At 74.1% G+C, this 25,869-nt stretch carries 23 protein-coding genes and 2 pseudogenes; 10 read left to right on the plus strand and 15 right to left on the minus strand.

The annotated features are described in order from the left end of the window. Positions 1-3: 3 nt before the first annotated feature. From OO47_RS33355 to OO47_RS13695, 8 genes and pseudogenes are all read right to left on the minus strand, one after another. Complete coding sequence (locus OO47_RS33355; protein ID WP_030213359.1) at positions 4-183, minus strand: type 1 glutamine amidotransferase family protein; 180 nt, start codon at positions 181-183, stop codon at positions 4-6. 166 nt (positions 184-349) lie between these two features. Next, positions 350-1,189 (minus strand): transposase family protein, encoded by an 840-nt coding sequence (locus OO47_RS13670; RefSeq protein WP_030213360.1) that lies wholly within the window; start codon positions 1,187-1,189, stop codon positions 350-352. 39 nt (positions 1,190-1,228) lie between these two features. Further along, on the minus strand, positions 1,229-1,399 hold the full coding sequence (locus OO47_RS37240) for a hypothetical protein (protein ID WP_167345334.1): 171 nt from the start codon (positions 1,397-1,399) through the stop codon (positions 1,229-1,231). Positions 1,400-1,508: 109 nt separating this feature from the next. Then, positions 1,509-4,766, minus strand: coding sequence for an RICIN domain-containing protein (locus OO47_RS13680; RefSeq protein ID WP_030213366.1), 3,258 nt, complete (start codon positions 4,764-4,766; stop codon positions 1,509-1,511). Positions 4,767-5,166: 400 nt separating this feature from the next. Continuing rightward, positions 5,167-5,585 (minus strand): annotated as a pseudogene (locus tag OO47_RS13685) (ATP-binding cassette domain-containing protein); the annotation flags it as partial. Continuing rightward, positions 5,516-5,940 (minus strand): annotated as a pseudogene (locus tag OO47_RS37750) (hypothetical protein); the annotation flags it as partial. The pseudogenes OO47_RS37750 and OO47_RS13685, both read right to left, overlap by 70 nt. 179 nt (positions 5,941-6,119) lie before the next feature. Next, positions 6,120-6,557 carry a hypothetical protein gene (locus OO47_RS38590; RefSeq protein WP_030213375.1) on the minus strand — a complete coding sequence of 146 codons (438 nt, stop codon included), beginning with the start codon at positions 6,555-6,557 and terminating at the stop codon, positions 6,120-6,122. 159 nt (positions 6,558-6,716) lie between these two features. Next, complete coding sequence (locus OO47_RS13695) at positions 6,717-7,922, minus strand: AMP-binding protein (protein WP_078489640.1); 1,206 nt, start codon at positions 7,920-7,922, stop codon at positions 6,717-6,719. Between the two features lie 185 nt (positions 7,923-8,107). Between OO47_RS13695 and OO47_RS13700 the strand changes: the two genes are divergently transcribed. After that, complete coding sequence (locus tag OO47_RS13700) at positions 8,108-8,821, plus strand: hypothetical protein (protein ID WP_030213379.1); 714 nt, start codon at positions 8,108-8,110, stop codon at positions 8,819-8,821. Positions 8,822-8,971: 150 nt separating this feature from the next. Continuing rightward, on the plus strand, positions 8,972-9,604 hold the full coding sequence (locus tag OO47_RS13705; RefSeq protein ID WP_033209048.1) for a sigma-70 family RNA polymerase sigma factor: 633 nt from the start codon (positions 8,972-8,974) through the stop codon (positions 9,602-9,604). Between the two features lie 174 nt (positions 9,605-9,778). Here OO47_RS13705 and OO47_RS13710 read toward each other — a convergent pair whose 3' ends face one another. From OO47_RS13710 to OO47_RS13725, 4 genes are all read right to left on the minus strand, one after another. Then, positions 9,779-10,114, minus strand: a complete 336-nt coding sequence (locus OO47_RS13710; RefSeq protein ID WP_030213383.1) for a YnfA family protein — start codon at positions 10,112-10,114, stop codon at positions 9,779-9,781. A gap of 41 nt (positions 10,115-10,155) precedes the next feature. Beyond that, positions 10,156-10,434, minus strand: coding sequence for a hypothetical protein (locus OO47_RS13715; RefSeq protein WP_234323166.1), 279 nt, complete (start codon positions 10,432-10,434; stop codon positions 10,156-10,158). Between the two features lie 149 nt (positions 10,435-10,583). Beyond that, positions 10,584-11,093 (minus strand): hypothetical protein, encoded by a 510-nt coding sequence (locus OO47_RS13720; protein ID WP_030213387.1) that lies wholly within the window; start codon positions 11,091-11,093, stop codon positions 10,584-10,586. Positions 11,094-11,113: 20 nt separating this feature from the next. Next, positions 11,114-12,205, minus strand: a complete 1,092-nt coding sequence (locus tag OO47_RS13725; RefSeq protein ID WP_033209050.1) for a MerR family transcriptional regulator — start codon at positions 12,203-12,205, stop codon at positions 11,114-11,116. A gap of 350 nt (positions 12,206-12,555) precedes the next feature. On the opposite strand from OO47_RS13725, the gene dhaK reads away from it, so the two are divergent. From dhaK to OO47_RS13755, 6 genes are all read left to right on the plus strand, one after another. Next, positions 12,556-13,548 carry a dihydroxyacetone kinase subunit DhaK gene (dhaK, locus tag OO47_RS13730; protein ID WP_030213395.1) on the plus strand — a complete coding sequence of 331 codons (993 nt, stop codon included), beginning with the start codon at positions 12,556-12,558 and terminating at the stop codon, positions 13,546-13,548. Between the two features lie 46 nt (positions 13,549-13,594). Next, positions 13,595-14,218, plus strand: coding sequence for a dihydroxyacetone kinase subunit DhaL (dhaL, locus tag OO47_RS13735; protein ID WP_030213396.1), 624 nt, complete (start codon positions 13,595-13,597; stop codon positions 14,216-14,218). Positions 14,219-14,223: 5 nt separating this feature from the next. After that, positions 14,224-14,643: a PTS-dependent dihydroxyacetone kinase phosphotransferase subunit DhaM gene (locus tag OO47_RS13740; protein WP_030213398.1), complete on the plus strand. Its 420-nt coding sequence runs from the start codon at positions 14,224-14,226 to the stop codon at positions 14,641-14,643. A gap of 206 nt (positions 14,644-14,849) precedes the next feature. Beyond that, positions 14,850-16,865 carry an NADPH-dependent 2,4-dienoyl-CoA reductase gene (locus OO47_RS13745; protein WP_030213405.1) on the plus strand — a complete coding sequence of 672 codons (2,016 nt, stop codon included), beginning with the start codon at positions 14,850-14,852 and terminating at the stop codon, positions 16,863-16,865. A gap of 78 nt (positions 16,866-16,943) precedes the next feature. Next, on the plus strand, positions 16,944-17,483 hold the full coding sequence (locus OO47_RS13750; RefSeq protein WP_030213407.1) for a PadR family transcriptional regulator: 540 nt from the start codon (positions 16,944-16,946) through the stop codon (positions 17,481-17,483). A gap of 68 nt (positions 17,484-17,551) precedes the next feature. Further along, on the plus strand, positions 17,552-18,943 hold the full coding sequence (locus tag OO47_RS13755; protein ID WP_030213414.1) for an NAD(P)/FAD-dependent oxidoreductase: 1,392 nt from the start codon (positions 17,552-17,554) through the stop codon (positions 18,941-18,943). Positions 18,944-19,074: 131 nt separating this feature from the next. On the opposite strand, the gene OO47_RS13760 is transcribed toward OO47_RS13755, so the two are convergent. After that, complete coding sequence (locus OO47_RS13760; RefSeq protein ID WP_030213416.1) at positions 19,075-20,415, minus strand: DUF2252 domain-containing protein; 1,341 nt, start codon at positions 20,413-20,415, stop codon at positions 19,075-19,077. Positions 20,416-20,598: 183 nt separating this feature from the next. On the opposite strand from OO47_RS13760, the gene OO47_RS13765 reads away from it, so the two are divergent. Further along, entirely contained in the window at positions 20,599-21,354 is a 756-nt protein-coding gene (locus OO47_RS13765; protein WP_030213422.1) for a GntR family transcriptional regulator, read from the plus strand. A 153-nt stretch (positions 21,355-21,507) separates the two neighbouring features. Here OO47_RS13765 and OO47_RS13770 read toward each other — a convergent pair whose 3' ends face one another. After that, entirely contained in the window at positions 21,508-23,040 is a 1,533-nt protein-coding gene (locus tag OO47_RS13770; RefSeq protein WP_030213424.1) for an amino acid permease, read from the minus strand. Between the two features lie 64 nt (positions 23,041-23,104). Further along, the gene (locus tag OO47_RS13775) at positions 23,105-24,079 is read right to left on the minus strand and encodes a hypothetical protein (RefSeq protein WP_030213426.1); all 975 of its coding nucleotides are present in this window, start codon (positions 24,077-24,079) and stop codon (positions 23,105-23,107) included. Between the two features lie 304 nt (positions 24,080-24,383). Here OO47_RS13775 and OO47_RS13780 point away from each other — a divergent pair, with 304 nt between their 5' ends. Next, positions 24,384-25,868 (plus strand): FGGY family carbohydrate kinase, encoded by a 1,485-nt coding sequence (locus OO47_RS13780; RefSeq protein WP_030213428.1) that lies wholly within the window; start codon positions 24,384-24,386, stop codon positions 25,866-25,868. The last annotated feature ends 1 nt before the right edge of the window (position 25,869 follow it).

The following is a 25,869-nucleotide window of genomic DNA, read 5'->3' on the forward strand; positions in this document are numbered from 1 at the left end:
CCGTCAGCCCGTGGACGGCACCCGGGCGGTGCCGCGCGCCTCGTACTCCGGCATCTCCTCCAGGGCCGTCGCGGCGCCCGCTCCGAGTTCACGGCGGACCGGCCGGAGGGCCGGTTCGAGACCGGAGGTGATGCCGCCAGCGGTGACGAGGTCCCCGTCGTCGGCGACACGGGCGTTCTTCACGGGACCCCCTGCCGCCGGAGGTCGCCCTCGACCCTGTGGCGGGTGGTGCAGGGCCGTCCCCCCATCAGTTATGTGCATCGTGAAGTTGCAGGTCACGGGGCTGGTGTGCAGGACTTCGGGGTGCTAGCGCCGGTCGGGGGCGTATGACTTCCGGCAAGATCGTCGATCAGCGTGCGACTTCGTGGTTCGTCAGGACCAGCAGGGCCCTCACCAGTGCGGTCGCCCATTTCGGGTCGGTGCGGACCTTGCCGAGCACGCGCCGGTTCTTCAGGTGCGCGAAGCCGTGCTCGACCGGTGCCCGGACCGCGGCCAGTGCCTTGTGGGACAGTTTCCGGCCGCGGGTCAGGGGCTGGCTGCGGGCGGCCTCGCAGCCGGGGATCACCGCCGGGTCGGTGTCCGGGCCGCTGTCGTCGAGGCCGACGAAGCCCAGGTCGGCGATCGCGCCGAGCCCGGCCGCGCGGAGATGGGCGGTGAGTCTGTCGTGCCGGCAGGCGGTGATCCCCGAGGTCCGACCGGGCCGGGCGGCCGAGACCCAGAGCAGCCGGCCGTTGTCGTCGGTGAGCGCGATCACGAGCAGGCCATGGCATCTGTGCTTGCCGGAGCAGTTCTTCCGGTTCTCGGCTCCGGTGCGGTGGCGGGTGCGTATCAGCGAGCCGTCCAGCAGTACGACTCCGCCACCCGGTCGGGTGATTCTCTTCAGCGCGCGGTCCAGGCGCGGGGCCCGGGCGGCGAGCAGTCCGACGACCTCGCGGACCCAGCGGGCGACGGTGGTGCGGTGCACCCCGTTTCCGCCGGCCGGATCGCCGGGCCGCCGGTCACAGCGCAGCACCGCCGGCACGATCCCCGCGATCTTTCCCGCGGGCAGCGCCCGCCACCGTGAGCCGATCTTCTTGCAGTGGCCGCGTATCAGGGTGGCGAGATGGTTCAGGGTGGCGCCCGACAGCGGCAGGCGGGCGGTGTGAACAAGGCCGTCAGGGCCCTCGGCGTGAGCGTTGTTTTTCTTCACACCGAACTCAACTGCTGCCGGAGTAGGGCCGGTTACGCCCTACCGCTCCCGGTCCCGATAGCGTGAGCGGCGTGCGGCGAACCGTCCGTCGGGCCGCTTGTGCAACCATCCACGGTCGGCGAGCTTGGTCGACTTCGCCCGCAGCGGCTCCAGCTTCCCGCGCAACCCCATCTCCAGTCCCAGCTCCTCGTCCACTGCCCTGACCTGCACCGGACCATCGGCGGTTCGATGCAGCAGCCTCCGGGTGCGGACGCACCCGTGTCGAACGCGACGGCCCGGGCAGACGGACTGCCCGGGCCGCGCGTTCAGCGGGTTGCCGCTACCCCGCGTTCCTGAGGAACACGGAGGTGAGCGGTGCGGTGTGGGTGGAGTCCACGCCCGCGCCCGCCGAGAAGTCGTCCTCCTCGCGGCCGTTCCAGTCGGCGATCGGGCTGCCGCCCTGGGTCAGGTGCTGGAAGCGGGACGGGTCGCCCGGCGCGGAGCCGAACTGGTGGACCGGCTGGGCGCCCGCGCCCGTCTTCCCGTACGGCAGGTAGTCCGTGTACGGGCCGCCCGGGGTGAGCTGCTTGGACAGGGTGTTGTTGTGGAAGACGTTCTGCGGGCCGGAGGAGCCGGACCACTTGAGCGCCTTGGCCCCGGCGGCCCACCAGATCGGGTACCAGGTCCCGCTCTCGACGTCGCCGCCCTCGCCGCCGCAGCGGGCGGTGCAGTTGCCCGAGTAGTGCTCGTACGGCACGCGGACGGTGTTGTTCTCGAAGAGGTTGCGGCGCTCCCAGCCGCCGTGGAGGTTCAGGTCGGAATCGAAGTCGTTGCCGTAGACCACGTTGCCCGAGGCCGACCACTGGAGGGTGAAGTGGCGCAGGTTGCGGGTGGTGTTGAGGGCGTAGAGGGAGTCCCAGACGCGGCTGCCGCGGAAGTAGCCGTTGCCGCCCTTGCCCTTGTTCCAGGCGCCGTCGAGGTGGTTGCGCTCGAACTGGAGGTTCTTGGCGACCTCGGTGACGATCGGGTGCGATCCGGTCATCTCCGCGCGGACGCTGCGGGCCCAGGAGTCGGCGGCCCACTTGAAGACCAGGCCGTGCATGGCGTACGCGGGGGCCAGGTTGCCGTAGTTGTGCCGGGCCTGCTCGGGGGTCGTCCCGGGCATGTCCTGGGTGAAGGAGAAGTTCTCGAACCCGACGCCGACCACCATCTTCAGCGGGGTGACCTTGCTGGGGTAGACGGTGCCGTCGATCGCGGCGGAGCCGTCCGAGGTGGAGTCCACCGGGAGGTCGAACTCCAGCGGCTTGTCCAGGGTCAGCGTACGGTTCGCCGCATCGACGGAGCTGATGCGGAAGACCTGCTGGCGCATGTGCAGGTTCTCGTACCGGCCCTCGTCCGTGGCGCTCTGGAGGGCGTAGAACTTACGGCTGTTGGCAGCGCCCACCCACACGTGCCCGCCGACCGGGAAGCGGGCCGGGTCGGCCTTGGCGTCGAGGTGGACGACCCGGTCGCCCTCCTTCGCGGAGAAGCCCGGCGCGGCCGCGGAGGTCCGCAGCTTCACGCCCGAGGCCCAGTGCTGGTTGACCGAGCCCTCGAAGAGGTCCTTGCGGTTGGCGGGGGCGGCGGCCAGCTCGTCCGCGTACCGGGGGGCGACCTCGCGGGTCGAGACGCGGAACAGGCCGCGGCCGGGCCACATCCAGCCGCCCTTGCCGGTGTCCGCGCCCGTCCCGTAGGACATGGCGTCCTGGTCCCAGCGGCTGCCGTCCGAGGTCAGGGTGTCGTACTTGGTGTCGTCGTCGGGGCGGAACACGATCCGTGTGCCCCCGGGCCGGGCCGGGTCGCTGCCCTGGCCGCGGATGGTCAGGTAGCTGGCGTCCACGGAGATCTGGCGGCTGACGTTCAGCTTGCCGGCGGGCAGGGTGATCAGCGACAGCCGCTCGAACTGAGCGGCGCCCCCGCACCGGGTGCGGATGTCGTCGACGGCCCGCTGGAGGCCGGCGGAGTCGTCGGCCTCGTCGTCCGGCTTGACGCCGTAGGTGCCGTCGAGCTCTTCCGGGGTGATGCGGCAGGCCTCGTCACCGGTGTGCTGCGCCTCGCCGGGCAGCGGGCTGCCGCCGCGGTAGCCGGCGGCCGACCAGTTCGGCATGCCGGGCAGCTGCGCCTTGCGGTTGTAGGCGCTCAGGAGCTGGGAGGGCGGGTTCGGGTTCGCGGCGGCCTCGGAGGTGTACCGGTGGCGGCCGATGGTCTCGATGGCGCGGTGGGTGGAGCCGCCGAGGGGCAGCTCGTAGAAGTCGACGGCGACGTAGTTGGGGGTCTTGCGGGCGGCCGGGCCGCAGATGTTCAGCGCCCGGTCGACCAGGGAGTCGCCGTTGTCGATGGCGGCGGTGATGACGGTGGGGGCGTCGCGGAACTGGTTCATCACGAACAGCGGGGTGAAGCCGGGCTCCTGCCGCGTGAGCGGGATCTCGTCCCAGCGGGTGTAGCAGTCCTTGTTGCCCGCGAGGCCGCCCATGCTCCAGTAGTTCTCGACCGTCCAGTCGCGCTGGGCGCGGACGCCGACCTCGGGGACGTCGCCCTTGTCGGAGAAGATCAGCAGCCGCTTGCCCAGCCCGCGCATCTGGGACAGGGTCGGCCAGCCGTGGGTGGCCACCCCCTGCGCCACGGGGTCGAAGACCAGTTCCTTCAGGCCGGGTACGGCGCTCATCTCGCGGGCCATCTTCGCCCGGTCGGCGACGTAGTCCTCCAGGAAGACGGTGCCGACGGCGTCGGTGTCCTTCTGGAGGAACTTCACGATGTCGCCGAGGCCGTACTCGAAGCGCCGGTCGCCGCCGATCGAGCACGTGCCGTGGCACATGCGCAGCGGGTCCTCGACGGTGGCTCCGTCGTCGTAGACGTCCAGCATCATGCCGCGGACGCCCTCGTCCAGCTGGGTGGCCATGCTGCGGGACTGGTTGGGGAAGGAGTAGCCGTCGCCGTAGGAGTTGAAGGCGTTGTGGCTGGTGAGGAACGTCGCCTGGTCGAGCCGTGGGTCGGCCGGCGGGGTGTGCTCCTCCAGCACCAGGTCGGTCAGGTGCCAGTGGCCGCGGCCGGTGCCGGCTTCGGCACGGCTGCCGAGGGCGAGCTGGACGCCGCTGTTGGACCTGCCGCCCGCCGTGGTGGGAGACGTGAGGTACTGCTCGCCGCCGGGCGTCTTCAGCAGGTAGGTATCGGCCTGGACCTGGTCGAACTCCCAGGTCGTACCGTCGCCGCCGCACAGCTTCAGGACCGCGAGCGTGCCGTCGAGGCCGATGCAGTAGGCGCCGTTGACGTTGCTCTTCAGGTAGTACGAGGAGCCGGTCGCGGCCTCGAACCACCACTGCTGCCCGTGCCGGCCGCCGTACGTGAACTGGAGGATCTCGCGGCCCTCCTCCATGTCCCCGGCCTCGGCGTCCACGGCGAGGCCGTTCATGGCGTTCTGTATCTGGACCGGCCCGAGCCGGTTGGGCGGTCCCGGCGCGGCGACGGCCGCCCCGGGGAGGACGGAGGCGACGAGCGCGGCCGTGAGCGCGGCCACGGCTGCGAAGACCAGCCGCATGCTGCGGCGATCTCTGTCGAACATGGGAGGAGGCACTCTCTCTCGGAACGGCAGGTGGGACCCCGGCCTGCCGCCCGGGCCGCGGGGCCCGGCTCGGCGCGAGCACCCCGGCTGGCCAGGCGGTCCCGCACCTGAACCGGACGGAAGTCCTCGAACCTGGGAACGAGCACTCTAGCGCCGTAAAGTGACCGGGTTTTAGCCCGAGGTGAACGAAGAGTGATCAAGCCGCCCATAGCCGCCGTTCGGCCGTCCTGCCGTTCGGCCGTCACGCGGTTCTGCCGTCATCCCGCCGCGGGGTCGGTGACGGTGATGCAGCGGGCGGTGCTGGGCACCCCCTGGACACCCAGGGGGTGCCCAGGGCGAAGAGCATGTACGTGCCCGGCAGGACCACACCCTCGTCGGCCGGGAGGGACACCGTGTACGCGCCGGTGCCCGCGGGCGCGGAGGTCAGCGGGACGCGCCGCTGGTCGAGGGTCTCCTCCACCCGCTTGCGCATGGCGGCCGGGGGGCCGCCAACTGCTCCATGATGTAGGCCGGTTCCTCCTCGACGGTGTCGGTGACGAGGCCGTCGAGGAGGCCCTGTCCGACGACGCCGACGACGTCGGCGAGTTCGCGCGGCGGATGTTCGGCGGTGTCCCGGCCGTCCACGGTCACGCGTCCGCACAGGGTGCCGCCGGTGAAGTGCGGGACGAGTCCGTTGACCGCGCCGAGGAGGGTCGACCCGCCGACGCCGGTGTGGCCGACGACGAGGCAGGGTTCGCCCTCCTCCACGGTCAGGTCCACGTCCCGCAGGACGGGTGCGGCCGTGTCCTCGTACCGGACGGTGACCTGGTCGAAGGTGATCGCTCGGTTTCCTCGGTGCGCTGCGCCGGCACGGCCGGACGGGCTGGGCCGGGGGCGGGGACAGGAATCCCGCGGCTCCCGCCAGAAGGATCGCGGCGGCCGGCACCGGGGGCAGGGTGGGCCGGCTCAGCGGGTAGACGGAGGGGTTGGGTTCGGCCGCGTCGAAGCCCGCGTTGCTGAAGGGGAGCACGGCCGAGAGGACCCCGCAGCCGGCGACGGCCCACTCGGCGGCCCGCCAAGGGCCGGGCCGGTAGGCGGTGCGGGTGACGCGGCGCCCGCCGAGGCGGAGGCCGGCCGCGCACAGCAGGCCGCCGGCCGCGAGCACCGGGAAGCCGAGGAGGGCGGGGGCGGTGGCGGTGCCGGGAGCGGGCGGAAGCCCGTGGTCGTCGTGACCACCACGTGGGAGGGCGCCTTCGCCAGGGCGGCGGGCGCCGAGAACGTGACCGTCATCGTCCCGCGCTCCGTCCACCACGCCCCCGACCACGATCCCAAGCCCTCCGACCTGGTCGCCGTGGCGAAGGCCGACTTCGTGCTCTACGCGCCCTTCGAGCCGTACGCGGCGAAGATCAAGGAGGCGGCGGGCTCCTCGGCGAAGCTGGTGGAGGTGGACCTCGACAACGACCCCGACAAGGTCAGGGCCGAGGTGGACAGGCTGGCCGGGCTCTTCGGCACCCGGGAGGCGGCCGGGCGGTGGAAGGCCGCGTTCGACACCGAGTACGCGAAGCTGAACAAGGACCTGCGGGCGGCCTGGCCGGACGGGAAGAGCCCGGTGGTGGTCTCCCAGGTCTTCACCACGTGGGCGGCGAAACTGGCCGGGACCGACCCGGCGGGGACGTACGGGCCGGATCCGGTGACCCCGGCGCGGCTCGCCGAACTGTCCGCCGGGAAGCCCGACCTGGTCCTGGACAACGCCCACGTGTCCACCGGGACCGTGCTGCCCGGCTCCGGCGCGAAGCAGGTGGCGATCGTCAACTACCGGGGGACGACCTCGACCTGCTGGCGGTCTACCGGGGCGCGGCGGCCGAGCTCCGGAAGGCCATGGGCGGGTCCTGACCGCCCGGCGACCGCGCCGCCCGGCGACCGCGTACGGAGCCGGGTACGGGGCGGCACGGTCCCGCACCCGGCACGGTGTCAGCCGACCCGGGCGGGCTCCGCGCGGTCCCCGCCGGTGTCCCGGAGCCCGGCGACGCGCGGGTCCGGCAGGCCGGCGACCACGGCCGCGCCGTCCGCGGACGGCACCGTACGGGCCGGCCCGGTAGGGCAGTCGACGCCGTCGGCGGAGTCGTACAGGCGGACCGCCGGGCAGCCGAAGGCTTCGGCCGCGGCCGTCGCGGTGGCCGCGTCGAGCGGCGCTCCGCCGAGGACGAGGGCGGTGGCCGCCGGAAGCCGTTCGTCCGCGGGGTCGAGGTGTTCCAGCATCGCGCGGATCGACGCCGGAGTGCCCAGGACGTGGGTCGGGCGGTGCTCCCGTACGGCCGCGAGGGCGGTGCCGGGGGTGAAGCGGTCGAGCAGGACGAGGGTGCCGCCGTGCCGGGCGAGGACGACCGGGGTGCCGCCGGCGCCGAACGCCGAGGACAGGGGCACGAGGAGGAGACAGCGCGGCGGCGTCCGGTCGGGGACGAGCGAGGCGAGGGGGTCGCCCCGGCCGCCCGCCAGCGCGTTGTGCGAGTACGCGACCATCCGGGGCTCGTACTCGGGGGCGGGCCCGGGGTCGGGCTCGGAGCCGGGGTCGGTCTCGGAGCCGTACGAGACCAGGATGCGGGCCGCGCCGTCCGGGTCGGGGCGGGCCGGAACGAACGCCTCCGGGTCGCTGCGCAGCAGCCCCGACCAGGCGACCGCCCCTTCGGGCACCTCACCGGGGCCGGCCGCGACGACGTGGCGCAGGGCCGGCAGTGACCGTACGAGGTTCTGGAGGCCGGCCGCGTGGCGGACGTCGCGGTGCTCGGCGGAGGCGATGGCGGCGACGGCCCCGGACCGGCGCAGCAAGGACTCGGCCCCGGGAACGCCGCGGTCCACGGGGAAGGGGAGGGCGACGGCGCCGAGGGCGGCCAGGGCCAGGTCGGCGATGACGGCGTTGCGGTTGTCCGGGAGCTGGACGCCGACCACGTCGCTCGGGCCGACGCCCAGACCGCGCAGGCCGACGGCCAGACACCGGACCTTGCGGTCGAGGGCGGTGTAGCAGAGCTTGCCCTTGGCGTCGAGGACGGCGGTGTGGTGGGGGTCGGCGATCTGCCGGGCCCTGAAGAGGCTGTAGAGGACGAGGTCGGGGCAGGTGCCGTCGACCGCCCAGGACCGGCGGAGTCCGGCGGGCAGCAGGTCGCGCGGGGGAACGGTCATGCGGTGCTCCAGGGGTCGGGGCGGTGGGGGCGCCGTGCGCGTCGCGGTGGATCGGTTCCACGGCAGATGGTCGGACGCGCGTCCCCGGGAGTTCCCGGGAATCGGGAACGGCGCGTGTCCGTACGGGGGTTCAAGGGCGCCGGTGGTGTTCCGGGCCGCGCGTCCGGGTGCGAGGATGAGCCGCGATGAGCCCAGGCCGATGCTCCCGAGCCGTACGGGCCGCGCTGTTCGCGGTCGCGTGCGTCCTGCTCGCGGCCGTCGGCCACGTCCTGATGTCGGGGGCGGCCCTGCCTTGGTGGGGCGTGCTGTCGGCGTTCGCGGGAACGGTCGCGGCGGCCTGGCCGCTGACCGCGCGGGAACGGTCCCTGCCGGCCGTCACCGGAGTGTCCGTGGCCGTCCAGGCTCTGCTGCACACCGTCTTCGCCCTGACGCAGCCGAACACCCGCCCGCCGCTACCGACCGGACACGGCACGACCGGGCACAACATGGCCGGGCATGACATGACCGCGCACGGCACAGCCGGGCACGACATGACCGCCCACGGCACAGCCGGGCACGACATGACCGCCCACGACATGACCGCGCACGGCGTGTCGGGGGCGGCTTGGCACGACATGGTGAGCGCGTCCGGTACGGGCATGCTCGCCGCCCACCTCCTGGCCGCGCTCCTCTGCGGCCTCTGGCTCGCCCACGCGGAACGGGCGGCCTTCCGGCTGCTGCGCGCCCTCGCCCACCGGCTGCGGGTGCCCCTGCGCCTGCTGTTCGCCCTGTTCGTACCGGTGCCCCGCCGCCCCCGCGCGCGTCTGCCGCGGGATTTCGGCGCGCACGTCCTCCGGGGGCGGCTGCTCGCCCACTCCCTCACCTCACGGGGTCCTCCGGCCGGAACCGCTGTCGTCTGACAGCCGGCTCCCCGGGGCCGCCGACGGCTCGTACCTACGGCCGTCGTCCCCGGGCACCGGTCCCGCCCCCCTTCCGGCGGGTGGGCCGTACCCCTTTCACCGGCCCCGCCGTGTGCGGGACCGTTCCTTCACCCGTGAGGACCTGTGGCGATGAACCCTGCCCCGCCCACCCCGTGGCGCCCCGGCGCGCGCAAGACGCCCCGGCACAGCCCCGAATCCGACGCCGTCACGACCGGCCTCGCCCTGGACGCCCGGGGCGGCGACCCGGACAAGACCGACCACTTCGTCCGCGCCCTCCACCACGACGTGCGGCGCTACGTGACCCGTCTCAGCGCCGATCCGCAGGCGGCCGACGACCTGACGCAGGACGTGTTCGTCCGCGCGCTGACGGCGCTGCCCCGGTTCGAGGGGCGTTCGTCCGCGCGGACCTGGCTCCTGTCGATCGCCCGCCGGACGGTGGTGGACGACCTCCGGCGCACGGCCTCCCGCCCCCGCCTGTCGGACCGTCACGACTGGCAGACGGCCGCCGAGCGGAGCCAGCCGACCGGCGTGCCCGGCTTCGACGAGGGGGTCGCGCTGGCGGAGCTGCTCGCGCTCCTGACCCCCGACCGGCGCGAGGCGTTCCTGCTCACCCAGTTACTCGGCCTGGGATACGCGGAGGCGGCCGAGACCATCGGCTGTCCCATCGGCACCGTCCGCTCCCGGGTGGCCCGCGCGCGGGGCGACCTGACGGCCCTGCTCACCGCGGCCGACCCGCCTCCCGGGGCGCTGGTGTCCGGCTGACGCCGTCTCGCCCGCCAAGGACGGATTGCCTGCCCGGAGTCGGGACGCGGCCCGTTCGCGGAGGATCCGCACAGGGTTCCGGGCCTGGTGGCGGGCTGCCTGCTGTGGAAGCACCCCGGCGGGATCGTGCCGGTGCCGGCGGAGTGGGTTCCTCCGCGCCGGCCGGCCCGGGGCTCAGTGGCCGCGCGGGGCGTACATGATGACGGCCATGCCGGCGAGACAGACCAGGGCACCGACGACGTCGAAGCGGTCGGGGCGGTAGCCGTCGGCGGCCATGCCCCAGAGGATCGAGCCGGCGACGAAGATCCCGCCGTACGCGGCGAGGACACGTCCGAAGTTGTCGTCGTTCTGGAGGGTGGCGACCACTCCGTACAGGCCGAGCGCCACGACGCCGGCACCGATCCAGATCCAGCCCTTGTGTTCGCGGATGCCCTGCCAGACCAGCCAGGCGCCTCCGATCTCGAACAGGGCGGCGACGGTGAACAGGGCGAGGGAGCGGGCGACGAGCACGTGGTGGGCCTTCTGGTGCGGGAGCGGTTCGAGGGAGGTGGTCAGCCGGTGGGGCCGAAGAGGCCGGCGAGCAGCGTACGGCCCTCGGCGGGGGCGCGGACCTCCAGGTGGAGGACGGGGCCGTCGAGGTGGAGGCGGAAGTCGAAGAACGGGCAGCACCGCTGCTCCGCGGCGGCCGGTCCGGCGATGCGTACGGTCCGGTCGGCGGGCAGGGTCAGTCGCAGGCCCGCGGGCATCTCGGCACGTGCGGCGCCGTCGACCGCCTCGTGCCACCGGGCGGTGCGCTCGTGCAGGCCCTCCCCGGTCAGTGAGCAGGCCACCGGTGCCGTGCGCCACCGCTCCCCCTCCTGTTCGGCCGCTCGGCGAGCCGGGAGATCCGCGTGGAGGTCACGTCACGACCGCAGACCTTCCGGTCGACTCGAAGGTCGAGGCGGAACCTCCGCACGGAGCGGAGAAGGGCCGCGGCGCGTCACGCGGTGGGGCCGGGCGCGGAGGGCCGTCTGCCGGTGTCCCGCCGGGAGACGGCCTCCGCCACCTCGTGGAGCGCGGTGCGCAGGGAGTCCCCGTACGCGTCCCGGGGGAGGTGAGGCGCGTGTTCTCCGGCCGCGTCGAGGTGCTCGGCTGCCGCGTCGAAGGAGCCGAGGCGGCGGTAGTCGTCGGCCAGGTTGAGGTGGAGGGAGGGGTAGAACCCGGCGATGTGGAGGCCCGCGTGGTGCTCCTGGGCGCGCTGTTCGGTCGTGGCGTCGGCGGCGTCCAGGGCCCGGATGTTCCAGGCGAGGGCCTGGGCGGGGTCCTCGTAGAGGTCCGCCAGGTAGTGGGCGAGCGAACAGCGGTGCAGCGGGTCCCCGGTGACGCCGATCGCCGTCCACAGGTCCAGGAGCTTGCGGCGGGCGGAGAGGACGTCGCCCTTCTGTCCTTCGGCCACGGCCCGGCCGATGGCTTCCATGGTCGGGTCGGGAGCGGCGGGTGCGGTGGTCATGGGGTTCCTCGTGGTCGTCGTCAGGATGAGTGGTCGGGTGCGACGGGCATGGCCAGGGTGGTGAGGTCGCCGCGGTCGGCGGAGCGGATCGTGACGGGCCGGTCGCACCCCCGCAGGTCGAGCATCACGTCGGGGCCGATCGCCGTGCTCACGGCGGGGTAGAGCGTGGTCGTCCCGAACAGGACCCGCAGGTCCTCGCCCGTCACGGTGGCGGGGAGCGTGATCCCGGGGTGCTCGTCGTCCGGGGACCGGAGGTTCACGCCGCGAGCGGTGACGTGCAGGGCGACGCGCTCGCCGGGGTGCTCTTCCAGGGCCCGCAGCAGCAGGTCCTTCGGGATCGTCGCGCGGGTGGTGGCCCCGTCCAGGGAGGCGAGCATCAGCCGGTGGTCGGGGAACTCCCCGGGCAGCGCCCGGCAGTGCCGGTCCTCCCGCCCGGGCATGCGCAGCCGGATCCCGTACGGCACCGCTTCGACGCGGACCAGCGCGCTGCGCCGGACCTCGGCGGCCGCGGCCCGGAGGTCGTCGCCGTCGACCGTGCCCGCCCAGGTCCGGTCCGCCGGCCGGACCGGCACCAGGGTCCGGGTGGAGAGCCGGTACCGGTCGGTCGCCGTGAGGGCGATCGCCCCGTCACCCGCCTCGACGTGCAGACCGGTGAGGACCGCCGCCCCCGGCTCGCGCGCGGTCGCGGTCGCGGTCGCCGTCGCGGTCAGGACCTGGTCGACCGCGTCCGCCAGCACGGGGCCCTTCAGCGCGGCGATCAGGAGGCCGGGCGCGCTGCCGCCGAGCGCGGACCTGATGACGGCGGCCTTCCGCCGTGCCGCCGCCGCGTCTCCCTCGATCCTGGCGACGTGCTCGTCGAGCAGGCGTGCCGCTTCGTCGGGCCCGGCGTCGAGGACCGCCTCGACCGCGGCGAGGGGCATGGCGATCTCACGGAGCCGGCGCAGTGCGATCGCCCGTTCCAGCTGGTCGGCGTCGTAGGAGCGGTAACCCGTGGCAGGGTCCACCTCGGCGGGGGGCAGCAGCCCGGAGTCGGCGTAGAACCGCAGCGCGCTGGAGGTCAGTCCGGTGCGCCGGGCGAAGGCTCCGATGGGCATCAGCTCGGAATTCGGCACCTGGCCATCATGGGGCTTCGACCCACTCGAAGGTCAACATCGGGGCGGGGCGTCACCGTCGCACCACGGCCGGCAGCGTCGCCGGACGCCGACACGCCACGGCCGCGTACGCACCCGTGCGCATGCGCGGCCGGGCGCGGATGATTTCGCCATGCCGCGCCTCCGCAGAGCCGATCAGCCGGGCACCCGGCCGACGCGGCGTCAGGAGAGGTGGCGCGGAGTCGGCGCCGGTGCCGCACGGGACCGTCTTCCGCCGTCGCGGCCCGCGGGGGCCGCCCCTTCGCTTCGCCCGTCCCGGCCTGTGGAAACCCTGACCAGTGGCTTGTCCGCCCGTCTCACCGGAGGTACCCATGAGGATGTTGATCAACGTTCCGGAGACCGTCGTCGCCGACGCGTTGCGCGGCATGGCCGCCGCGCATCCCGAGTTGACCGTGGACGTGGAGCGGCGGGTCGTGGTGCGGCGGGACGCGCCCGTGGCGGGGAAGGTGGCGCTGGTGTCCGGTGGCGGGTCCGGGCACGAGCCGTTGCACGCGGGGTTCGTGGGGCCCGGGATGCTCGCCGCCGCTTGTCCGGGCGAAATCTTCACGTCTCCCGTGCCCGACCAGATGGTGCGGGCCGCCGCCGCGGTCGACAGCGGTGCCGGGGTGCTGTTCGTCGTCAAGAACTACACCGGGGACGTACTGAACTTCGAGATGGCGGCGGAGCTGGCCGAGGACGAGGGGATCCAGGTCGCCAGGGTCCTCGTGGACGACGACGTGGCGGTGACCGACAGCCTCTACACGGCGGGGCGGCGCGGCACCGGGGCCACGCTGTTCGTGGAGAAGATCGCCGGGGCCGCCGCCGAGGAGGGGGCTCCGCTGGAGCGGGTGGAGTCGGTCGCCCGCCGGGTGAACGAGCGGTCCCGGTCCTTCGGGGTGGCCCTGAGCGCCTGCACCACCCCCGCCAAGGGCGGCCCCACCTTCGACCTTCCGGACGGGGAACTGGAGCTGGGCGTCGGCATCCACGGCGAACCGGGCCGCGAACGACGGGCCATGATGACCTCGCGGGAGATCGCGGACTTCGCCGTCGACGCCGTCCTGGAGGACCTGCGCCCGTCCGGGCCGGTCCTCGCCCTGGTGAACGGGATGGGCGCGACCCCGCTCCTGGAGCTGTACGGCTTCCACGCGGAGGTGCAGCGGGTGCTCACCGAGCGCGGGGTTCCGGTGGCCCGGACACTGGTGGGGAACCACGTGACCTCGCTCGACATGGCGGGCTGTTCGGTGACCCTGTGCGAGGCGGACGAGGAGCTGCTGCGCCTGTGGGACGCGCCCGTGCGGACCCCCGCCCTGCGCTGGGGCATGTGAGACGGAGGGTGGAGCGACGGATGACGGTGCGGAAGTGGGAGACGGCATGACGGAGACCTACGGCGCGGAGTTCCTGGCGCGCTGGCTGACGGCGGCGGCCGAGGACGTCGACCGCGAGGCGGACCGGCTCACCGACCTCGACTCGGCGATCGGCGACGCCGACCACGGCGCCAATCTGAAGCGGGGGTTCGCCGCCGTGGCCGAGACCCTGGCGAAGGAGCCGCCGGGAACGCCCGGCGCGGTGCTCACCACTGCCGGACGGCAGCTGATCTCCACGGTGGGCGGCGCGTCCGGACCGCTGTACGGGACGCTGCTGCGGAGCGCGGGGAAGGCGCTGGGCGACGAGGAGCGGGTCGGGCGGGAGCGGCTGGCGGAGGCGTTCGGCGCCGGCGTGGAGGCCGTGGCGCGGCTGGGCGGGGCCCAGGTGGGCGACAAGACGATGCTGGACGCGCTCGTACCGGCCGCGGAGGCGCTGCGGGAGTCGTTCGCGGCGGCCCGCGCCGCCGCCGAGGAGGGCGCCCTCGCGACCGTACCCCTGCGGGCGCGCAAGGGCAGGGCGAGCTATCTGGGCGAGCGGTCGGTCGGGCACCGGGACCCGGGGGCGACCTCGTCGGCCCTGCTGTTCGCGGCGCTCGCCGACACGGCGGCCGAGGAAGGGGAGGAGGGGTGAGCCCGGTGGGAGCGGAAGGGGCGGGGCCCGTCGGCGTCGTGCTCGTCTCGCACAGCGCGGCGGTCGCGGCGGCGGTGGCCGAGCTGGCCCTGGGACTCGCCGGAGGCGGTGAGGGGCCGCCCCCGGTACTACCCGCGGGCGGGACCCCGGACGGCGGTCTGGGGACGAGTTCCGAGCTGATCGGCGCGGCGGCGAGGGCCGTCGACCGGGGCGCCGGGGTGGCGCTCCTGGCCGACCTGGGCAGTGCCGTGCTCACCGTGAAGGCGCTGCTGGCCGAGGGCGACGAGCTGCCCGGAAACTCCCGCCTGGTGGACGCGCCCTTCGTGGAGGGCGCGGTCGCGGCGGTGGTGACGGCGAGCGCGGGCGGGGACCTCGACGCGGTGGTGGCGGCGGCCTCTGAGGCGTACTCCTATCGGAAGGCGTGAGGGCGGCGGACGCGGCCCCTCTCCGGCCTTCTGACACCGCCGGCGTCTCCGGCCCTTCCGGTACCGCCGGTGTCTCCGGCCTTCTGGCACCACCAGTGGTCACCGAGTAGTGGACGTCACGCCCCGATTCTTCTGCAACTAGTTGCAGAACCGCCGCCGGGTCCCCTACAACAGGAAGTGACGACCCTGCGCGAGGAGGCGCCCGCATGACCCCGTACCCGCATCTGCTGAGCCCGCTCGACCTCGGGTTCACCACCCTGCCCAACCGGGTGATCATGGGCTCCATGCACGTCGGCCTGGAGGAGGCCGAGCACGGGTTCGAGCGCATGGCCGCCTTCTACGCCGAGCGCGCCCGCGGCGGCGTCGGCCTGATCGTCACCGGCGGCATCGCGCCCAACGAGGCCGGGCGCCCCTGGGACGGCGGGGCCAAGCTCACCACCGCCGAGGAGGTCGCCGACCACCGGGTCATCACCGACGCCGTGCACCGGGAGGGCGGCCGGATCGCGATGCAGATCCTGCACTTCGGCCGGTACGCGTACCACCCCGCCCTGGTCGCGCCCAGCCCCCTCAAGGCCCCCATCAGCCCCTTCGTGCCGAACGAGCTGACCGACGCCGAGGTGGAGCAGACGGTCGAGGACTACGTCCGCTGCGCCGGGCTCGCCAAGGAGGCCGGGTACGACGGCGTCGAGGTGATGGGCTCCGAGGGCTACCTCATCAACGAGTTCGTCGCCGCCGCGACCAACCACCGCACCGACCGCTGGGGCGGCCCGTACGAGAACCGCGTCCGCTTCCCGCTGGAGATCGTCCGTCGGATCCGCGAGCGCGTCGGCGAGGACTTCATCCTGGTCTACCGCCTCTCGATGCTGGACCTCGTCCCCGGCGGCTCCACCCTGGAGGAGGTCGTCCGGCTCGCCAAGGAGATCGAGGCGGCGGGCGCCACGATCATCAACACCGGCATCGGCTGGCACGAGGCGCGCATCCCCACCATCGCCACCTCCGTGCCGCGCGGCGCCTACACCTGGGTGACGAAGAGGCTGATGGGCGAGGTCTCCGTCCCGCTCGTCACCAGCAACCGCATCAACACCCCCGAGGTCGCCGAGGAGATCCTCGCCGACGGACGCGCCGATCTGGTCTCCCTGGCCCGCCCGTTCCTCGCCGACCCGGACTTCGTCGCCAAGGCCACGGCCGGCCGCGCCGACACCATCAACACCTGCATCGGCTGCAACCAGGCCTGTCTGGACCACACCTTCAGCCTGAAGATCACCTCCTGCCTGGTGAACCCGCGCGCCTGCCACGAGACCGAGCTGGTCCTCTCCCCCACCCGCCGCGCCAAGCGGATCGCGGTCGTCGGCGCGGGCCCGGCCGGGCTCGCCTGCGCGGTGTCGGCGGCCGAGCGCGGCCACGCGGTCACCCTCTTCGACGCCGCCGCCGAGATCGGCGGCCAGCTCAACGTCGCCAAGCGGGTACCGGGCAAGGACGAGTTCGAGGAGACCCTGCGGTACTTCCGCGTCCAGCTCGCCGAGCGCGGGGTCGAGGTGCGCCTGAACACCCCGGTCGCGGCGGCCGACCTCGACGGCTACGACGAGGTCGTGGTCGCCACCGGCGTCTCCCCGCGCACCCCCGCCATCGAGGGCGTGGACCACCCGAGCGTCGTCAGCTACCTGGACGTGCTGCGGGACGGCGCGCCGGTCGGCGAGCGGGTCGCGGTCATCGGCGCCGGCGGCATCGGCTTCGACGTCGCGGAGTTCCTCACGGACGGCGGGGAGGGCGCGAGCCAGGACCCCGAGACGTACTTCCGCCAGTGGGGCGTCGACACCTCGTACGAGAACCGGGGCGGGCTGCGGACGCCCGAGCGGGCCGCTCCCCCGCGCCGGGTGCACCTGCTCCAGCGCAAGGAGACCAAGGTCGGCGCCGGTCTCGGCAAGACCACCGGGTGGATCCACCGCACCGAGCTCAAGCACCGCGGCGTGGCCATGGTGGCGGGCGTGACGTACGACCGGATCGACGACGAGGGCCTGCACGTCACGATCGGCGGCGAGTCGCAGGTGCTCCCGGTCGACACGGTCGTGCTCTGCGCGGGCCAGGAGCCGCGGCGGGACCTGTACGAGGAGCTGGTGGCGGCCGGTCGCACGGCGCACCTCATCGGCGGCGCGGACGTCGCCGCCGAGCTGGACGCCAAGCGGGCCATCGACCAGGGCACCCGCCTCGCCGCCACCCTGTGACCGCACCGCCGTGACCACCGTTCCCGCGACCGCCGCGGACGCGGTGATCACGGCGGGCCCCGAACCTAGGATGCGAGCATGTCCCTCCCGCACGCCATCCTCACCGCCCTGCTCGAGAAGCCGTCCTCCGGGCTCGAACTGACGCGTCGCTTCGACAAGTCGATCGGCTACTTCTGGTCGGCCACGCACCAGCAGATCTACCGCGAGCTGGGAAGGCTGGAGCAGGCGGGCCACATCCGCGCCCTGCCCGCCCCGGTGCCCGTCCGGGGACAGCGGAAGGAGTACGAGGTGCTGCCCGCGGGCCGCGCCGAGCTGAGCGACTGGGTCGCCAGGCCCGAGGACCCCAAGCCGATGCGGTCCGCCCTGCTGCTGCGGATGCGGGCGGCCGCGATGGTCGGCGCGTCGGGGCTCCGGGCCGAGCTGGAACGCCATCTCGCGCTGCACCGCGAGCAGTTGGAGGAGTACCTCGCGATCGAGGACCGGGACTTCCCGGCGGAGCGGCGGAGGGCCGAGCCGGACCGGCTGCGCCACCTCGTCCTGCGGGGCGGGATCGACCTGGAGCGGTTCTGGGTGGAATGGCTGACCGGCGCCCTTGCGGAACTGGATCGGGGGGAGTAGCCCCGGCGGGCGGGGGCCGGTGCCGGGCGATACTGGGGGCCGCCGGTTCCACGAACGAAAGGGCGGGTATGGCCGACGACTTGGGGCACCGCACGACACGTCACGCGGTGGTCATCGGAGGAAGCCTCGCCGGGCTGCTTGCCGCGCGGGTCCTCGCCGAGCACGCGGAGAAGGTGACGGTCGTCGAGCGCGACCGCCTCCCCGAGGGGCCGGAGGCGAGGCCCGGCGTGCCGCAGGGCCGGCACCTCCACGTGCTCATCGAGGGCGGGCAGCAGGCGCTCGACGAGCTGCTGCCCGGCTTCACGGACGAGCTGGGGAAGCTCGGCGCGCCGAAGGTGGGCATTCCGCGGGACATGGTCCAGTGGCAGAACGGCAGGTGGTTCCGCCGCTCGGCCGCGACCGCGCACTTCTTCACCGGCCCCCGCGCGCAACTGGAGTGGCTGGTGCGGCAGCGGGTGCTCGCGGATCCGCGGGTCGAACTGGTCGAGGGCGTCGAGACCGTAGGTCTGACCGGGGACTCCTCGCGCGTGCGGGGCGTACGGCTGCGGGAGCGCGGCGCGGGGGTGGACAAGGAGACCCGCACCCTGGCGGCCGATCTCGTGGTGGACGCCTCCGGGCGGTCCACGAAGGCCGCGGACTGGCTGGCGGGCATCGGTGCGGAGGCGCCGCACGAGGAGACCCTCGAGACGGGCCTGGCGTACGCCACCCGGGTCTACGGGTCCCCGGTCGGCGGCCCGGACACGGACGCGCTCGGCTACTACGTCGTACCGAACCCCTCGCAGGTGTACGGCGGTGTGGTGCTGCCGCTCGGCGACGGGCGGCACCTGGTCACCCTCTCCGGGCTGCGCGGCGACGAACCGCCCGTCGAGGAGGGCGCGTTCGAGGAGTACGCCAAGCGGCTGCCGCACCCGGTGATCGGCGACTGGCTGGCCCGGGCGGAGCCGGAGTCCCCGGTGTACGGCTTCCGGAAGACCGCCAACGTCCGGCGCCGGTACGACCGTCCGGGGCGCCGGCCGGCCGGATTCCTCGCCACCGGCGACGCGCTGTGCGCCTTCAACCCGATCTACGGGCAGGGCATGGCGGTCGCCGCGCTCAGCGCGGTCGCGCTGCGCCGGGCCCTCGCCGACCCGGGGCGGACGCCGACGACCCGGGTGGTGCAGCGGGCGCTCCTGGACGCCTCGCGGCAGGCCTGGGACATCTCGGCGGGCGCCGACAAGAAGATGCCCGGGGCCACGGGGGACGCGGCGAGCCCGGGTCCGCTGGACCGCGCGGTCGGCTGGTACCTGGGCCGGGTGCAGCAGCGGGCGGCGGGCGATCCGGCCGTGGGGGCGGCGTTCCGCGCGGTGTTCAACCTGACCGCGCCCCTGACCTCCCTGTTCTCTCCGTCGGTGGCGCGGGCGGTGCTCTTCGGACCGCCCGTCGAGACGCCGGCCGAGCCGCCGCTGCGGCGCGAGGCATAGCCCTTCCGGGCGAGGCTCCGGGCGGCCGGGACCGGCAGGCGGTGGAAGCCGCCGACCGGTCCCGGGCGCCCGGAATCACCGGTCGGTCCGGGCGCCCGGGGCCGCCGCTTCACACGTCTCCGGCCGCCGCTTCAGGCACCCGGGGCCGCCGTGATCACGCCGGCGGCGATGGCCGCGCCGAGCGCCGCGTAGTCGTCGGCGTTCTGGTGGGCGTAGGCGAGCGCGAAGTCGGCGACGGCGCGGTCGAAGACGTCCGAGCCGCCGAGGTAGGCGGCGATGGCGACGCGGTCGCCGGAGCGGGCGTGGGCGCGGGCCAGGGCCCGGCCGCAGAGCCGCGCGTAGTCCCTCAGCATGGCCGGGGACATGGTCTCCACCTCGGCGGAGCCCTTCATGTCGCGCAGTTGGCGCCAGTAGAAGTGGCGCTGCTCGGGGCCGGTCATCCAGCCGAGGAAGATGTCGCTGGCGGCCTGGATGAGCCGCTGTCCGCAGACGACCCGCTGCCCCTGGTGGGGGTAGGCGGTCGGCGCCAGGTACTCCTCCAGGACGGAGGGACCGGCCTCCTTGATCTGGAGGATGAGCGGGTCGCCCTCGTCCCGGCCCTCCAGGAGGAGGACGAAGCAGCGGGTGCCGACGCTGCCGACCCCGACGACCTTGCGGGCCGCGTCGAGGAAGCGGTAGCGGTCGAGGAGCAGCCGCCGCTCCTCGGCGAGGGAGCTGCGGTAGTCGCTGAAGACCTTGCCGAGGGTGATCCGGTCGATGTCCGTGGTGCGTTCGAGGAGCGGCGGGTCCTCGACGAGGTGCCGGTGCCCGGTCCCGTCCGCCTCGGTGAGCTTGGTGAAGGCCTGGAGGCTGGTGCGGCGGCGGGCGCGGGCGAGCCGGTTCTCCAGGCGGGCGCGGTCGCTCCGGTGGACCAGGGCCAGGAGGTCGTCGGCGGCGATGCGCTCGTACCAGACGGCGAGTTCCCCGAGGCCGGCGAGGCGGCGCATGGAGGCGCGGTAGGACTCGACGGCGACGAGGGCGGCGCGGCGGGCCTTGGGCCCGGTGCCGCCGTTCTGGAGGGCGGCGACGGTGATGCTCGCGGCGAGCCGCTTCACGTCCCATTCGAAGGGGCCGGGGAGGGTCTCGTCGAAGTCGTTCACGTCGAAGAGGAGCGTCCGTTCGGGTGAGGCGTAGACGCCGAAGTTGAGGAGGTGGGCGTCGCCGCAGAGCTGGACGGTGAGGCCGGTGTCGGACTGGGCGCCGAGGTCGGCGGCCATGACGGCCGCGGCGCCGCGCAGGAACGCGAAGGGGGAGGCCGCCATCCTGCCGTACCGGAGAGGGACGAGGTCGGGCAGCCGGTCCCGGGCCTGGCGCTCCAGGACCTCCAGCGGGTCGGGGCGCTGGGAGCTGGGTATCCAGCGGCCGTGGGAGGACCGGGGGACGCGTTTGCGGGCCGCCCTGCCCCGTGCGGCGCGTTCCGACGGCGTCGTCATCCGGCCTCACCCGCCTCTTCCGCCGGGGCGGACTCGGCCCCGTCACCTGGAACCTCATTACAAGGCGCAACGCGCGTTTCGGCCACTCTTTCCGACAGGACTGGCAAAATGGTTTAGACCAATGATAGGAATTGATCACCCATACGGCCCATGCGGTCACGCTGAGCAAAGAGAGGGTTGATCATGGCCGAGCCCGATTCCGGAGCGGCGGCGGAAGCGCCGCTCTACCTCCGGGTCGCCGCCGCCCTGCGTGAGGATCTCGCCCAGCGGCGCATCTCCCCCGGCAGCCGGCTCCCTTCGGAGCGTTCGCTGTCCCAGCGCCACCACGTCAACCGGCAGACCGTGCGCAGCGCTCTCCAGCTCCTCCGCGAGGAGGGGCTCGTCGTCACCGACCGGCGCGGCACCTTCGCCGCCGGACCGGGGACCGAGCCGCGCGCCGAGGTCCCCGCCCCCAGGGTCCACCGGCCGACCTTCCCCGGCGGGCCCCGCGCGGCGGGGACGCTGGTGCGGGCCTCGCTCGCCTGGGAGCCGCCGCCCGTCCCGCTCGCCCCGCGCCTCCTGCTCGCCCCCGGCGAGCCGACGCTCGTCCACCGGCACGTGGTGCTCGACCCGCGGGGCTCGGCGCTCCAGCGGGCGGTGTCGTGGTTCTCCCGGTCGGCGCTCGCCGAGATCCCCCAGCTGGCCCGCTACCGGCGGGGCCGGGACTGCCGGCAGCAGCCCGATCTGCGGCTCCTCTACCACTGGATGCACCAGGCGGGGCTGCGGGTCGTCCACCGGGAGTCGGTGGGCGTGCCGACCGGTCCCGGGACGGCGGCCGGCGGCGCGCCCCGGCTGCTCGTCCACCGGGTGGTCAGCGACCAGCACGGGCGCGCCCTGGAGATCACGGACATCGATGTCACGGCCCGCTCGGCGGCCTGGACCTACGAGTTCAGCGCCTGAGGACCCGGGCACGGGGGCGCCCGGGCGGCGACGGGCCGACCCGGGCGTTTCCGTACGGGAGCACTCCGTACGGGGTCCCAGGGCGCGTCCGGAGATTCCCGTACGACCGGACGCGCCCCAGGGCCTGTCCGGCGGATCGTGACCGGACAGGCCCTAGACGATCCCCTCCGCGATGTCCGCCTCCTCGCGCGCCGTGCCGTACGCGGTCGGCGTGCCGTACGAGCGGCGGGCGACGTACCACCAGACGCTGGCCAGGACGAGGACGACGGCGAGGGCGATGACGGCGTAGTTCATGGTGTCGACCGTCACCGGCGACTTCTGCGGCAGGCAGAAGAGGACGGTCACGAACGCCACCCAGACGACGGCGGTCCAGCCGATCGGCCTGCTCCAGCGGCCCAGGTTCCACGGGCCGGGGGTGAACCGCTTCCCGGCGCGCAGCCGCAGGTAGACCGGGATGGCGTAGGCGGGCGTGATGCCGATGACGTTGATGGCGGTCACGGCTCCGTAGGCGGTGGCCGAGTACAGCGAGGGCACGGCGATGAGCGCGGCCACGCCGACCGAGAGCCAGACGGCCGGTACGGGGGTCTGGGTGCGGGTGCTGACCTTCCGCCAGAGCGCCGAGCCCGGCAGGGCGTTGTCCCGGCTGAAGGCGAAGACCATCCGGCTCGCCGCCGCCACCTCGGCGTTGCCGCAGAAGAGCTGGGCGACGATCACGACGAGCAGCAGGGCGGTGGCCCCGCCGGTGCCGAGCGCGTCCAGGAGGATCTGGGCGGGCGGGACGCCGGTGGCGCTGTTCTGCGTGGCGGCGTAGTCCTGGATCGCGAAGGTCAGTCCCGTGAGCAGGGCGAAGCCGGCGAGCCAGGAGACCCAGATGGCCCGCACGATGCCCTTGGCGGCGGCGACGGAGGCGTTCGAGGTCTCCTCGGAGAGGTGGGCGGAGGCGTCGTAGCCGCTGAAGGTGTACTGGGCCAGGAGCAGGCCGATGGCGGCGACGTAGAAGGGGTTGGCCCAGCCGGTGTCGTTGACGAACTCGGTGAAGACGAACTCGGCGGACTGGTGGCGCTCCGGGATGATCGCGAGGGCGCCGACGATGACCGCGACGCCGGCCAGGTGCCACCACACGCTGATGGAGTTGAGCACGCTGACCAGGCGGACGCCGAAGAGGTTGAGGACGGCGTGGAGCAGCAGGATCGCCAGGAAGATGAGGAAGGTGGAGCCGGCGGTGGGCTGGAAGCCCCACTGGAGGTTGAGGAAGGCCCCGGTGAAGAGGGCGGCGCCGTAGTCGATGCCGGCGATGGCGCCGAGCAGGCCGAGGAGGTTCAGCCAGCCGGTGTACCAGCCCCAGCGGCGTCCGCCGAGCCGGTCGGCCATGTAGTAGAGGGCGCCGGAGGTCGGGTAGGCGCTGGTGACCTCGGCGAGGGCGAGGCCCACGCAGAGGACGAAGAGGCCGACGCCGGCCCAGCCCCAGAGCATGACGGCGGGACCGCCGGTCCCCAGGCCGAAGCCGTAGAGGGTCATGCAGCCGGAGAGGATCGAGATCACCGAGAAGCTGATCGCGAAGTTGCCGAAGCCGCCCATGCGGCGGGCGAGGACGGGCTGGTAGCCGAGTTCTCTCAGCCGCTCCTCCTCGTCCTGGACGGGCGGTGGCTTGCGTATCGCGTCGGTCGGGGCGTCGGTGCGGGACATGGTTCCTCCGGGGACGGGGGCGGGCGGAAGGTACGGGGAGAGGCGGCGGGGGCGGGCCGGGGCCTCAGTCGCCGAGACAGCGGTCGCGGGCCCGCAGGAAGACCTCTTCGGCGAGGGCGCGGTCGTCCGGACGGGCGGTCCGGTAGGCCCACGGCAGCGTCGTGTAGTACGGGCCGAGCGCCTCGAAGACCCGGGCCGCGTCGGCGAAGCGGAGGGCGCCGAAGAGGGCGTGCGCCAGGTGGTTGAGGTCGAGCAGGGAGGCCTCGTCGACCGCGCAGAAGAAGAACCAGGTGTCCAGGGCCTGCCGGGCCTCGCGCACGGCGTCCTCGGCGACCCAGTGGAGGTCGAGGGCGCGCTCGTGGCCGCGCTCGCGCCGGTAGCGCTCGACGCGCACGTAGAGCGGGAGGGCGTGCAGGGCGGAGCCGACGGGCGCCGAGGAGACGGCCCAGTGGGAGTAGTTGACGGCTTCGGAGAGCGGTCCGGTGCGCCGGGCGTAGACGAACTGGAGCATGCGGTGGTGCGCCTCGCGGTTGTGCGGGTGGCGCTTCTCCGACTCGGCGAGCAGGCCCCAGGGGCCGGACGGCAGCATGGGGGCCGGCGGGGCGGCCCGGTGCTCGGGGAGGCGCTGGGGGCCGTCGAGGGCGGCGAGGGCGAGCAGTCCCACCCAGGGCACCGGGTCGGCGGGCGAGTGGTCGCCGGCCTCGTGGCAGGCGGTCCTGGCCTCCTGGCAGAGCTGTCCGGCGCGGGCGTGGCCGGAGCGGTGGGCGCGTACGGCCCGCTCGACGGCGACGCGGCTGTGCATCACGGCCGCGGCGGGGCTCCCGGGCTGCTCGGCGCGCCAGGTGCGGACGACGTCGGTGCCGGCGGCGACGGCGGCGAGGACCTGGGTGCGCCGGGTCCAGGCGTTCCAGTCGGAGGTCTCGTCGAGCAGCCGCGCCATGGCGGCCCAGCGGCCGGTGCGTAAGTCCTGGAGGGCGTGGCGCAGGGCGTGGTCGTGGCCCGCCGGATGGTAGACGGGCCGGAAGCCTCGGCCGGCCATCAGGGGGCGGGGCGTGGTGTGGGTGGCATGGTTCCTCGGTGGGTGGTAAGGGGTGGTCACTCCCTCGGGGGGTGTACAGCCCGTTGATCGGCGATCACTATAGAGCGCTCTGGACTTGACCGGTCCACTTTCTTCTTCGACAGCAACTATTCAGCCAACGACTGAATTTGACTTACCGTCAGGTAGCACGGTGGACCTGACGGGGTCGGCCGGCGCGGCTTGACGCGGCTCCCCGGCGGCGGCACCCTGGCCCTTTTCGGTGACCGGACGATCACCGAACGGGACCACGGACGGGAGCGGCAGGATGACGGGCGGCCCGGTACTCGCCGTCGACCAGGGCACGTCGGGCACGAAGGCCCTCGTCCTCTGTCCGGAACGCGGTGTCCTCGGCAGCGGCACGGTCCCGGTCCGGCCCCGGTACCTGCCGGGCGGCCTGGTCGAGGTCGACCCGCGCGAGCTGTACGACTCCGTGGTCGACGCCGGACGGGCGGCGCTCGCCGACGCGGGCGTCCCGGTCGTGGCCGTGGGCCTCGCCAACCAGGGCGAGACCGTGCTCGCCTGGGACCCCGCCACCGGCGGACCGCTCACCGACGCGCTCGTCTGGCAGGACCGCAGGGCGGCCGGGATCTGCGCGGAACTCGCCCCGCACGCGGAGGAGTTGCGCCGCCTGACCGGCCTCCCGGTGGACCCGTACTTCGCCGCGCCGAAGATGGCCTGGATCCGCCGCCACGCCACCGGCGCGGGCGCCGTCACCACCAGCGACGCCTGGCTCGTGCACCGGCTCACCGGCGCCTTCGCCACCGACGCGGCGACCGCCGGGCGCACCGGGCTCCTCGACCTCGGCACGGCCGCCTGGTCGCGGACCGCCCTCGACCTGTACGGGCTCGGCGACGAGCCGCTGCCCCGGGTCGTGGACTGCGACGAGCCCGTGGGCACCACGAGCGCCTTCGGCCCGCCGCTCCCCCTCACCGGGCTCCTGGTGGACCAGCAGGCGGCGCTGCTCGCGCAGAGCGCCGACGACCCGGCCGCCGCCAAGTGCACGTACGGCACGGGGGCCTTCCTGCTCGCGCAGACCGGTCCGGGGTCGTCGCGGGCGGCCTCGGGCCTGGTGAGCTGCGTCGCCTGGCGGCTCGGCGGGCGCGTCACCCACTGCCTGGACGGCCAGGTGTACACGGTGGCCTCGGCCGTGCGCTGGCTCACCGACCTCGGGGTGATCGGCGGGGCCGGGGAGCTCGACGCGGTCGGCGGCGCGGTCCCGGACAGCGGCGGCGTCACGTTCGTCCCCGCGTTCGCGGGGCTCGCCGCGCCCTGGTGGCGGGGCGACGTGCGCGGCTCGCTCACCGGCCTCGGCCTGGACACGGGGCCCGGGCACCTGGTCCGGGCCCTGTGCGAGGGCATCGCCGCCCAGGTCGTGGAGCTGGCCTCGGCCGCGGCGGCCGACCGGGGCGCGCCGCTGACCTCGCTGCGCGCCGACGGCGGCCTGACCCGGAGCGCACTGCTCATGCAGACCCAGGCGGACCTGCTGCAACGGCCGGTCGAGGTCTCCGCCCTGCCCGACGCCACGGCCCTCGGGGTCGGCGCGGTCGCCCGTCTCGGCCGCTTCCCGGGGCTCGCGCTCCGGGAGGCCGTACCGGAGTGGAAGCCGTCGGTGGTGTACGAACCCCGGATCTCCGCCGACGAGGCGGGGACGCGCCTCGCCCGGTTCCGCGCGGAGGTCGCGGCGCTGCTGGAACGACCGGGGGCGGAGACGGACGGGGGCGGGGCCGGTACCGGGGCCGGGGGCGAGTGAG

The organism is Streptomyces bikiniensis (assembly GCF_000716625.1).
Taxonomy (GTDB): Bacteria; Actinomycetota; Actinomycetes; order Streptomycetales; family Streptomycetaceae; genus Streptomyces; species Streptomyces bikiniensis.

What these genes read in the sequence shown, in the direction of transcription:
- OO47_RS13680 (WP_030213366.1), bottom strand. Translation starts at nt 4,766, where the DNA reads ATGTTCGACAGAGATCGCCGCAGCATGCGGCTGGTCTTCGCAGCCGTG.
- OO47_RS13695 (WP_078489640.1), bottom strand. Translation starts at nt 7,922, where the DNA reads ATGACCGTTCCCCCGCGCGACCTGCTGCCCGCCGGACTCCGCCGGTCC.
- OO47_RS13700 (WP_030213379.1), top strand. Translation starts at nt 8,108, where the DNA reads ATGAGCCCAGGCCGATGCTCCCGAGCCGTACGGGCCGCGCTGTTCGCG.
- OO47_RS13705 (WP_033209048.1), top strand. Translation starts at nt 8,972, where the DNA reads ATGAACCCTGCCCCGCCCACCCCGTGGCGCCCCGGCGCGCGCAAGACG.
- OO47_RS13720 (WP_030213387.1), bottom strand. Translation starts at nt 11,093, where the DNA reads ATGACCACCGCACCCGCCGCTCCCGACCCGACCATGGAAGCCATCGGC.
- dhaK (WP_030213395.1), top strand. Translation starts at nt 12,556, where the DNA reads ATGAGGATGTTGATCAACGTTCCGGAGACCGTCGTCGCCGACGCGTTG.
- dhaL (WP_030213396.1), top strand. Translation starts at nt 13,595, where the DNA reads ATGACGGAGACCTACGGCGCGGAGTTCCTGGCGCGCTGGCTGACGGCG.
- OO47_RS13745 (WP_030213405.1), top strand. Translation starts at nt 14,850, where the DNA reads ATGACCCCGTACCCGCATCTGCTGAGCCCGCTCGACCTCGGGTTCACC.
- OO47_RS13750 (WP_030213407.1), top strand. Translation starts at nt 16,944, where the DNA reads ATGTCCCTCCCGCACGCCATCCTCACCGCCCTGCTCGAGAAGCCGTCC.
- OO47_RS13755 (WP_030213414.1), top strand. Translation starts at nt 17,552, where the DNA reads ATGGCCGACGACTTGGGGCACCGCACGACACGTCACGCGGTGGTCATC.
- OO47_RS13760 (WP_030213416.1), bottom strand. Translation starts at nt 20,415, where the DNA reads ATGACGACGCCGTCGGAACGCGCCGCACGGGGCAGGGCGGCCCGCAAA.
- OO47_RS13765 (WP_030213422.1), top strand. Translation starts at nt 20,599, where the DNA reads ATGGCCGAGCCCGATTCCGGAGCGGCGGCGGAAGCGCCGCTCTACCTC.
- OO47_RS13770 (WP_030213424.1), bottom strand. Translation starts at nt 23,040, where the DNA reads ATGTCCCGCACCGACGCCCCGACCGACGCGATACGCAAGCCACCGCCC.
- OO47_RS13775 (WP_030213426.1), bottom strand. Translation starts at nt 24,079, where the DNA reads ATGGCCGGCCGAGGCTTCCGGCCCGTCTACCATCCGGCGGGCCACGAC.
- OO47_RS13780 (WP_030213428.1), top strand. Translation starts at nt 24,384, where the DNA reads ATGACGGGCGGCCCGGTACTCGCCGTCGACCAGGGCACGTCGGGCACG.